The following is a 9,857-nucleotide window of genomic DNA, read 5'->3' on the forward strand; positions in this document are numbered from 1 at the left end:
GTATAGTTTTTCGTATAATGGAAGGAAATAACGCGCTTTCCGGTTTTGGATCAAGGGCATCCGAACGGAAAGACGCCAAGGAGCTTAACGATGTTCACACGCCTTATTCCGCATCTTGCGGTGCAATCGATATATGAAATCGATCTGGACGAGCTTAAGTCCCGCGGCGTCAAGGGTATTATTACCGACCTCGACAATACGCTTGTCGGCGCCCGCGATCCGATTGCGACGCCCGAGCTTGTCGCTTGGCTGGACCGCGTCCGGGACTTCGGATTGGAGGTCGTCATTCTCTCGAACAACAATATGACGCGCGTTTCCGCTTTTGCCAAGCCGATCGGCATTCCGTTCATCCATGCGGCCCGCAAGCCGGCAAGCAAAGCGTTCCGCAAAGCGCTGGAGGTGCTCGGACTGCCTGCCGAGCGGACGGTCGTCATCGGCGACCAGATGCTGACGGATGTGCTCGGAGGCAAGCGAATGGGACTGTATACCATTCTCGTCGTGCCGATCGCGCCTGCCGACGAAGGCGTCATGACGCGCGTCAATCGCAAGATCGAGCGGTTCGCGCTGGCGCGGCTGCGTAAAAAATCAAGTCGATACGGGAACGGCTCTAGCCGGTCCCGCTCATTGGGAAGCGGAAGGCTCAGGCCCCCGCTTCTTTGCATGGAAATCCCCGGTTATGGTATAGTTTTTCGTATAATGGAAGGAAATAACGCGCTTTCCGGTTTTGGATCAAGGGCATCCGAACGGAAAGACGCCAAGGAGCTTAACGATGTTCACACGCCTTATTCCGCATCTTGCGGTGCAATCGATATATGAAATCGATCTGGACGAGCTTAAGTCCCGCGGCGTCAAGGGTATTATTACCGACCTCGACAATACGCTTGTCGGCGCCCGCGATCCGATTGCGACGCCCGAGCTTGTCGCTTGGCTGGACCGCGTCCGGGACTTCGGATTGGAGGTCGTCATTCTCTCGAACAACAATATGACGCGCGTTTCCGCTTTTGCCAAGCCGATCGGCATTCCGTTCATCCATGCGGCCCGCAAGCCGGCAAGCAAAGCGTTCCGCAAAGCGCTGGAGGTGCTCGGACTGCCTGCCGAGCGGACGGTCGTCATCGGCGACCAGATGCTGACGGATGTGCTCGGAGGCAAGCGAATGGGACTGTATACCATTCTCGTCGTGCCGATCGCGCCTGCCGACGAAGGCGTCATGACGCGCGTCAATCGCAAGATCGAGCGGTTCGCGCTGGCGCGGCTGCGTAAAAAAGGGCTATGGCCCAAGGAGGATAATCGGTGACGCAAGACAACACGACAACCGGGCTCGGCGGCTGCGCCGGCTGCGGTATAGCGCTTCAGAGCGAAGCGGCGGACAAGCCGGGCTTTTTGCCGCAATCGGCGGCCTCGAGGCAGCCGGCTATTTGCCAGCGCTGCTTCCGGATCAAAAATTATAACGATGCGTCCTCGGTGACGGTCGACCAGAATGAATTCGTCAAACTGCTCTCGGGAATCGGCGCGACCAACAGCCTCGTCGTGCACATCGTCGACTTGTTCGACTTTGAAGGCAGCTTGATCTCGGGCTTGCAGCGGTTCGTAGGGGGCAACCCGGTACTGCTGGTCGTCAACAAAACGGACCTGCTGCCGAAATCGACCAATCTGAACCGGCTCCGCAATTGGGTGCAGAAGCAAGCGAAAGCGCAAGGATTGCGCACCGTCGACGTGGTCCTCTGCAGCGCGATGCGCAACACTGGCTTTGACCGCGTGATCGAGGCGATCCAAACCTACCGCGAGGGCCGCGACGTGTATGTCGTCGGGGCGACCAACGTCGGGAAGTCGACGCTCATCAACCGTCTTATTCGCGATTACAGCGATCTGGACCGTGAGCTTACGGTATCCCGTTACCCGGGAACGACGCTGGATGCGGTGCGGATTCCGCTGGACGACGGCAAAGCGATCGTCGATACGCCTGGCATCGTGTACGCTTCCAGAATGACCGAGCTGGTCCCGCGAAGCGTTCTGCATGCTTTGCTGCCTGAGAAGCCTTTAAAGCCGCTTGTTTATCAACTGGAGGAGGGACAGTCGCTGTTTTTCGGCGGGTTGGCCCGGTTTGATTTTGTAGTGGGCAAACCTCAGTCGTTTACGCTCTACGTCGCGCCTGCAATGAAGGTGCACCGGACCAAGCTTGAGCGGGCCGACGAACTGTACGCCAAGCATAAGGGCGAGATGCTCTCCCCGCCGTCGAAGGAGGAGCTGGACGAAATTCCCGTCTGGACCCGGCATACGCTCCGCATTCCGCCGGGCGGAAACAGCGATGTGTACATATCCGGACTCGGCTGGATTCACGCGAACGGCGAGGCGGGGGCCCATACGGACGTATACGCGCCTAAGGGCGTTAAAGTGCTGGTGCGCGAAGCGCTGATCTGACGAATCGAAGGCCGGAGAGGAGAGACAACGGTGGGAGCAGAGACGACTGAACAGACTGCAGGAAACGCGGTGGACAGCCGGACAACGTTATTTTGTGTGATCGGCGACCCGATCCACCATTCCAGATCGCCGCTTATGTTGAACCGGGCATTCCGGGAGACGGGCGTGAACGGCATCTATACCGCCTTTCACATAACCGCCGATAAGCTGGGAGCTTTCATCCAGGGCGTGCGTGCGATGGGCATACGCGGGGTAAACGTTACGATTCCGCATAAGGTGGAGATCATGCGCCACCTGGATGAAATTGACGCTAGCGCACAAGCGCTCGGGGCCGTCAATACGATTGTAAACGATAACGGCCGATTAATCGGATATAATACGGACGGCATCGGTTATGTCCGTTCGCTCAAGGAAGAGGCGGTCCCGGAGCTTGCGGGCAAGCGGATCGTGCTGCTCGGCGCGGGCGGCGCCGCAAGAGGGATCGTCTATGCGCTTGCGGAGGAACGGCCCGCCTCCATGACGATCGTCAACCGGACGATCAACCGGGCGGAAGAGCTGGCTGCTTCGGTATCCGGCCATGCCGGTCTCAAGGACGTTCGTCCGGTAGGGGCTTTCGGACTCGAGATGGCTTGCCGCCAGGCGGATGTCGTAATCAATACGACCTCCGTCGGCATGTCTCCCCAGACCGAAGGGCTGCCGATGGACATCAATGTGAATTGGCTTAAGCCGGATGCGGTGGCGAGCGAGATTATCTACAATCCGATGACGACTCGGTTTCTGCGCGAGGCCGACGCGGCCGGACGCCGCATACATGGCGGTCTCGGCATGTTTATATATCAAGGCGCATACGCCTTCGAGTATTGGACGGGCAAGCCGGCGCCTGTCGCCGCCATGCGCGAGACGGTACTCGAGGCGCTGGGTTCCGCCTCGCAGGCGACTACTTAACGAAAGAAGGAACAGGAACACAATGTTAACGGGAAAACAGAAGCGGCATTTGCGTTCGCTCGCCCATCATTTGACACCGGTATTTCAGGTGGGCAAAGGCGGTACGAACGATCATCTTGTAAGGCATATCGAGGATGTATTGGAGAAGCGCGAGTTGATCAAGGTGTCCGTTCTCAACAACAACGCGGACGACCCGAGGGAGATTGGCGAGGAGCTTGCGGCGAACGCCAGCGCAGAGCTGGTGCAGGTAATCGGCAAAACGATCATCCTCTACAAGGAATCGAAGGATTATAAAACCATCGAGCTGCCCTAAGGCGCGCTGGCGGGAGGAGAATGTGCAGGGATGATTCAGGTCGGCATAATGGGCGGCACGTTCGATCCGATCCACATCGGGCATATGGTCGCCGCAGAGACGGCAAGAGAAGCCGGCGGGTTGGACGAGGTCTGGTTCATTCCATCCGCCATGCCCCCATTGAAAAACGGAGAGCCTTCCGCGAGCGGGGAGCAACGGCTGGAGATGGTTTACCGCGCCGTTGATTTTCAGCCTTATTTTCGCGCGATGGACATTGAGCTGGAGCGGGGCGGCGTCTCCTACTCCATCGACACGGTGCGGGAGCTGCAGGCTTTATATCCCGGCCGGGCGTTTACCTACATCATCGGCGCCGACCGATTGAACGATCTTGGCAGCTGGAGACGGGTGGAGGAACTGGCCGAGCTCGTTTCTTTTATCGGGCTGGAGCGTCCGGGACACCTGATCGATGCCGCGTCGCTCCCGTCCTTTATCAGCGGAAAGCTGCGGATCGTACAGATGCCGCAGCTCGACGTTTCGTCCACCGACATACGCGGCCGCCGGGCGGCAGGGCGCTCCATCCGTTTTCTGGTGCCGGATAAGGTGTATTCTTTTATTATAAGGAACCATTTGTATGAGACGTGAGGCGATGATTGAGGCGGTTCGTGCGCAAATGCCGGAAAAGCGCTGGAGCCATACGCTCGGCGTCATGCACACGTCGGTCGAACTGGCGAACCGGTTCGGGGCGGACCCGGTCAAGGCGGAGCAGGCTGCGATTCTGCACGACGTGGCCAAATACTGGCCGGTCGACAGGATGGAAGAGGCACTGCGAGGCGAGGGGCGGGGGTTGGCGGACGATCTGCTGGACTACGACAAGGAGCTCTGGCATGCGCCGGTAGGCGCATTGGTCGCCGCGCGCGATTACGGTGTGACGGACGGGGATGTGTTAAGCGCGATCCGGTTCCATACCTCCGGCCGGGAGGACATGTCTCTGCTTGACAAAGTGGTTTGTCTTGCCGATTATATGGAGCCCGGCCGCCAATTTCCCGCAGTGGATAAGATTCGTGAATTAGCAGAGCATAGTCTTGAACGCGCGCTGCTTGCAGGGTTCGATTCGACGATCGCCTTTCTGCTCGAGAAGGGCAAGCGGATTTATCCGCTCACGGTGGCGGCGCGCAACGACCTGATCGTACGTCTTAATAGGGAGGCAGACAGACAATGATACAACCGGAGAAATTGATGCAAACCGTGGTAGAAGCGGCGGAGGAGAAAAAGGCGCAGCGTATCGTAGCTCTTAATCTGACCAACATTTCATTGGTGGCGGATTATTTCGTTATTTGCCACGGCAACTCCGACACGCAGGTGCTGGCAATCACGAATGAGATCAAGAAGCGCGCTGAAGAGAAGGGCGCGCGCGTACGGGGCATCGAAGGAACGGATGCGGCGCGCTGGGTGCTTGTCGATCTGGGCGATGTGGTCGTTCATGTCTTTCACCGCGATGAACGGGATTATTACAGCCTTGAGCGTCTATGGTCCGACGCGAAGGTCGTGGAATTCGCATGAGCTTGACCGCAGGAACGATCGTCAAGCTTCAAACGGCGCGAGAGGTGCCGCCGAGCGGATTTTTCCTGACCGACGGCGATCAGGATGTGCTGCTTCATTACAGCGAGATCGTCGGGTCCCGTCCGGAGCCAGGCGATGAAGTGGAGGTGTTCATCCACTATGACACGGAGGACCGTCTGGCTGCGACGATGCGCCGACCGGCGCTGACGTTGGGCGGACTTGCGCGTCTTAAAGTGGCGGATATCAATCCGCGCATGGGCTGCTTTCTGGAGATTGGATTGGGTCGTCAGCTGCTGCTGCCGAACGCAGAGCTCCCCGAGGAGCGTGAATTTCGGCCGCGCGTGGGCGACGAGGTGTTCGTGCGGATGGCGCACGACAAGATCGGCCGGCTGGTGGCCAAGCTGGCCGTGGAGGAGGACTTGGCACCGCTTGTTTTTGCTGCGCCGGCGGCTTGGCACAATAGCCGCGTATCGGGATGGGTAACGAAAACGCTCAAGATGGGTTCGTTTGTGCTTGTAGACGGCGGCGTTACCGGCTTCGGCGTCTACGGGATGATTCCGGCCTCGGAGCGTTCGCGCACTCTGCATCTTGGCGAACGGGTGGAAGCCCGCGTCACGTTCATTCGTGAAGACGGCCGTGTGAATCTGTCGATGTATGAGCGTAAAGAAGTCGGACGTGTGGAGGATGTGGAGCGGGTGCTCGCATTTCTGAGAGAGCGTTCGAACGGGGCGATGCCTTACTCGGACGAGACGCCGGCCGACATCGTCAAGCAGAAGTTCGGCATCAGCAAGTCGGCGTTCAAACGCGCGCTCGGCAAGCTGATGCGCGATGGATTGGTCGTGCAGAAGGGGAGCTGGACCCATCTTGCGGGCAGCGGCCCCGAATCGGGAGACGGAAACTAGGCCGGTTCGCGGGCGACCGCGGCCGGCCTTTTTTGAACAGGCTGAACGGCCTTGAGTTATCGAGTTGCACAATCACAGTCCCAGCGATTTGGGGATATTTTGAATTTTATGTCAACTCCGGGGGAGTAGTTTGGAGGCGTTATGCGAGCATACAGGCAATTTGCTTCGGTATACGACAGGCTGATGGAGGATATGCCCTACGGGGAGTGGCTGCGCTTCGCGCGCCAGTGCTGGGAGCGTTACGGCATGCCGGGTACCGTCGTCGATCTCGGCTGCGGCACGGGCAGTGTCACCATCCCGCTCGCGCGCTCGGGCTTTCGTGTGTTCGGCATCGATCTGTCGGCGGACATGCTGACGGTGGCGAGGTCGAAGTGGGAAGACACGCCGCAGCAGGCGATCCGCTCGGGCGAAGGCTCGATCCGCTGGCTGCAGCAGGATATGCGCGATTGGGAGCTGCCGGAGCAGGCGGATGCCGTCGTGTCCTTCTGCGACTGCCTCAACTATCTGTTGGAGGAAACGGACGTGGAGGCGGCCATCCGTTCGACATTCGCGGGATTGAAGCCCGGCGGAGTGTTTCTGTTCGACGTGCATGCGCCGAGACAGCTGCACCGTTACGCGGAGCAGCAGCCGTTCACGCTCGACGACAGGGATGTGGCATACATCTGGACCTGCGATCTGGATGCGCAGCGTCATGAGATCGAGCATCGCCTGACGATTTTCGCCCGGGAGGGCGCGGAACGCGATGCGCGTTATGTCCGTTTCGAGGAGGTGCATCAGCAGCGCGCGTACGAGCAAGCGTGGGTTCGCGGCGCTCTACAGCGCGCAGGCTTTTCCAAGGTGGAGGTTTACGCCGATTTTGAGTGGAAGGCACCGGATGAACAGTCGGAGCGGCTGTTTTTCGTGGCGGTGAAGTAAAGGGAGAACGACGTCGGAGAGCTCGGTGTTTTTTTCTATGGGAGCAGCCTTTTTATCCATTTGCATGATGTCCCGCATGTGTACGCATTGACTTCCCCCCGTGCTATCCCCTATAATCGAACTAACATTTTTCTACAGAATCAGGCAATGAAGAGGAGCAGTAATTTCGATGAGCGGAAGCAGAGAGTCGGCGGATGGTGCGAGCCGATCCGCAGCCGGAGTGAACTCGCCTTGGAGCCGCAGGTATGAGCCGATGCAGCGAGCACGGATAGTCCTGCCGTATGGCCCGCGTTACGGGCGACAGAGTGAGCGGCGGCAAAGCATGCCTTCCGCTAACTAGGGTGGTACCACGGGAGCTTCGCCTCTCGTCCCTAGCCATGTGCTGGGGGCGGGAGGCTTTTTTGTTGCAGCAAATATTTATTTTCGGGGTTTCCGAAAAACTATCGAAAAGAGGACCGTATCGCTTTTTGCAGCGATTTATCGGCAGGAAAACAAGGAGGCATGCCAAGCCATGAGTCAGAATCAGAATCAGCAAGGCTACAACCCGCTCGTCATCGAGCCGAAATGGCAGCAGTATTGGGACGAGCATAAAACGTTCAAAACGACCGAGGATAAGGGCAAGCCGAAGTTTTATGCGCTCGATATGTTCCCGTACCCGTCAGGGGCAGGGCTGCATGTCGGACATCCGGAAGGCTATACTGCGACGGATATCGTGTCCCGCTACAAAAGAATGAAGGGCTTCAACGTTCTTCACCCGATGGGCTGGGACGCGTTCGGCCTTCCGGCGGAACAGCATGCGCTCAATACCGGGGAGCATCCGCGGGAGTTCACGATTCTCAACATCAATAACTTCCGCAGACAAATCAAGTCGCTCGGCTTCTCGTACGACTGGGACCGCGAAATCAGCACGACCGATCCCGAGTACTACAAGTGGACGCAGTGGATTTTCATACAATTGTATAAAAAGGGGCTCGCTTACGTCGCGGAGGTGCCGGTCAACTGGTGCGAGGCGCTCGGAACGGTACTGGCCAACGAAGAGGTGATCGACGGCAAAAGCGAGCGCGGCGGCCATCCGGTCGTGCGCAAGCCGATGCGCCAATGGGTGCTGAAAATTACCGAGTATGCCGAGCGCCTGCTGGAGGATCTGGAGGAACTCGACTGGTCGGAGAGCATCAAGGATATGCAGCGCAACTGGATCGGCAAATCGAAGGGCGCCGAAGTCACGTTCGCGATCGAGGGCGCCTCCGAGGCATCGCTTGTCGTGTTCACGACCCGTCCGGACACGCTGTTCGGTGCGACTTATTGCGTTTTGGCGCCGGAGCACGAATTGGTGGAGCGCATTACGGCAGAAGCCCAGCGGTCTGCGGTTGATGTCTACCGGGAAAAGGCCGCCCGCAAGAGCGATCTCGAGCGTACCGACCTGGCGAAAGACAAATCGGGCGTATTTACGGGGGCCTATGCGGTCAATCCGGTGAACGGGGCAAAGGTGCCGGTATGGATCGCCGATTATGTTCTGGCCGGCTACGGAACGGGCGCGATTATGGCGGTTCCGGGGCATGACCAGCGTGACTGGGAGTTCGCCAAGCAATTCGATCTGCCGATCGTGGAAGTCGTGAAGGGCGGAGACTTGTCCAAAGAGGCATATGCCGGTGACGGCCCGCACGTCAACTCGGGACCGATCGACGGCCTGAACAACGAGGAAGCGATTGTGCGGATGATCGAGTGGCTGGAGAGGGAAGGCAAAGGCCAAGGCAAGGTCACCTACCGGCTGCGCGACTGGCTGTTCAGCCGGCAACGTTACTGGGGCGAGCCGATTCCGATCCTTCACCTCGAGGACGGCACGATGAAGCCGGTTGCGGAATCAGAGCTGCCGCTGCTGCTGCCGGAGGTCGACGAATTCAAGCCTTCGGGAACGGGAGAGTCGCCGCTCGCGAACGCAACGGACTGGGTGAATACGGTGGATCCCGAGACGGGTATGAAAGCTCGCCGCGAGACGAATACGATGCCGCAATGGGCAGGCAGCTGCTGGTACTACCTGCGTTTCATCGATCCGCGCAACGACAATGAAATCTGTTCGCCGGAGAAGCAGAAGGAATGGCTGCCGGTCGATCTGTACATCGGCGGCGCCGAGCATGCGGTGCTTCACTTGCTGTATGCCCGCTTCTGGCATAAGGTGCTGTACGATCTCGGCGTTGTGGCGACGAAGGAGCCGTTCTACAAGCTCGTCAATCAAGGGATGATTCTTGGCACGAATAACGAGAAAATGAGTAAATCCCGCGGCAACGTGATTAACCCTGACGAGATCGTCGGCGTATACGGCGCAGATACGCTGCGCATGTACGAAATGTTCATGGGACCGCTAGAAGCGACGAAGCCGTGGAATACGAACGGCGTGGAAGGTACGTTCCGCTTCCTGAGCCGTGTATGGCGGTTGTTCGTGAACGAGGACGGCTCGCTGAACGCGAAAATAACGGACGGCGACGGCTCCGATACGTTCAAGCGCACATGGCACCGTACCATCAAAAAGGTAACGGAGGATTACGAGAACCTCCGTTTCAATACGGCGATCAGCCAGCTGATGATTTTCGTCAACGAAGCGTACAAAGCAGAGGAGCTGCCGCGCAAAGCGCTGGCCGATTTCCTGCAGATGCTCGCCCCGACGGCGCCGCATATCGCGGAGGAGCTTTGGAGCCGGCTCGGGGCCGGTTCGGGCGGCACCATCACCTATGAGCCTTGGCCGGCTTATGAAGAAGCATGGACGGTCGATCAAGAGGTCGAAATCGTCGTGCAGGTGAACGGCAAAATCGCCGACCGGATCTCGATCG

10 protein-coding genes, 1 pseudogene and 1 other annotated feature are annotated in these 9,857 nt (G+C 58.6%); all 11 genes and pseudogenes read left to right on the forward strand.

Annotated elements, in window-relative coordinates:
* Positions 1 to 90 precede the first annotated feature (90 nt).
* Positions 91 to 585: pseudogene (locus tag BG52_RS09430) on the forward strand (YqeG family HAD IIIA-type phosphatase); the annotation flags it as partial.
* Between the two features lie 184 nt (positions 586 to 769).
* Entirely contained in the window at positions 770 to 1,294 is a 525-nt protein-coding gene (locus BG52_RS09435) for a YqeG family HAD IIIA-type phosphatase (RefSeq protein ID WP_036580881.1), read from the forward strand.
* The gene (gene yqeH, locus BG52_RS09440; RefSeq protein WP_036580883.1) at positions 1,291 to 2,418 is read left to right on the forward strand and encodes a ribosome biogenesis GTPase YqeH; all 1,128 of its coding nucleotides are present in this window, start codon (positions 1,291 to 1,293) and stop codon (positions 2,416 to 2,418) included. The genes BG52_RS09435 and yqeH overlap by 4 nt, the downstream gene beginning before the upstream one ends.
* A 30-nt stretch (positions 2,419 to 2,448) precedes the next feature.
* On the forward strand, positions 2,449 to 3,363 hold the full coding sequence (locus tag BG52_RS09445) for a shikimate dehydrogenase (RefSeq protein WP_036580885.1): 915 nt from the start codon (positions 2,449 to 2,451) through the stop codon (positions 3,361 to 3,363).
* A 22-nt stretch (positions 3,364 to 3,385) separates the two neighbouring features.
* Positions 3,386 to 3,676, forward strand: a complete 291-nt coding sequence (yhbY, locus tag BG52_RS09450; protein WP_036580888.1) for a ribosome assembly RNA-binding protein YhbY — start codon at positions 3,386 to 3,388, stop codon at positions 3,674 to 3,676.
* Positions 3,677 to 3,709: 33 nt separating this feature from the next.
* The gene (gene nadD, locus BG52_RS09455; RefSeq protein ID WP_036580984.1) at positions 3,710 to 4,297 is read left to right on the forward strand and encodes a nicotinate-nucleotide adenylyltransferase; all 588 of its coding nucleotides are present in this window, start codon (positions 3,710 to 3,712) and stop codon (positions 4,295 to 4,297) included.
* Entirely contained in the window at positions 4,287 to 4,874 is a 588-nt protein-coding gene (yqeK, locus tag BG52_RS09460) for a bis(5'-nucleosyl)-tetraphosphatase (symmetrical) YqeK (protein WP_036580890.1), read from the forward strand. The genes nadD and yqeK overlap by 11 nt, the downstream gene beginning before the upstream one ends.
* A complete protein-coding gene (gene rsfS, locus BG52_RS09465) occupies positions 4,871 to 5,215 on the forward strand; it encodes a ribosome silencing factor (RefSeq protein WP_036580893.1) in 345 nt (114 codons plus the stop codon). Before yqeK ends, rsfS begins: the two co-directional genes overlap by 4 nt.
* Entirely contained in the window at positions 5,212 to 6,117 is a 906-nt protein-coding gene (locus BG52_RS09470) for a CvfB family protein (RefSeq protein WP_036580896.1), read from the forward strand. Before rsfS ends, BG52_RS09470 begins: the two co-directional genes overlap by 4 nt.
* Before the next feature lie 141 nt (positions 6,118 to 6,258).
* On the forward strand, positions 6,259 to 7,032 hold the full coding sequence (locus BG52_RS09475) for a class I SAM-dependent DNA methyltransferase (RefSeq protein ID WP_036580899.1): 774 nt from the start codon (positions 6,259 to 6,261) through the stop codon (positions 7,030 to 7,032).
* Between the two features lie 138 nt (positions 7,033 to 7,170).
* Positions 7,171 to 7,408 (forward strand) — a binding site (T-box leader).
* A 135-nt stretch (positions 7,409 to 7,543) separates the two neighbouring features.
* Positions 7,544 to 9,857, forward strand: a 2,314-nt coding sequence (leuS, locus tag BG52_RS09480) for a leucine--tRNA ligase (RefSeq protein WP_036667170.1), incomplete at its 3' end; no start/stop codon positions are given.

It is taken from the genome of Paenibacillus darwinianus, from assembly GCF_000598065.1.
GTDB lineage: Bacteria > Bacillota > Bacilli > Paenibacillales > Paenibacillaceae > Paenibacillus_I > Paenibacillus_I darwinianus.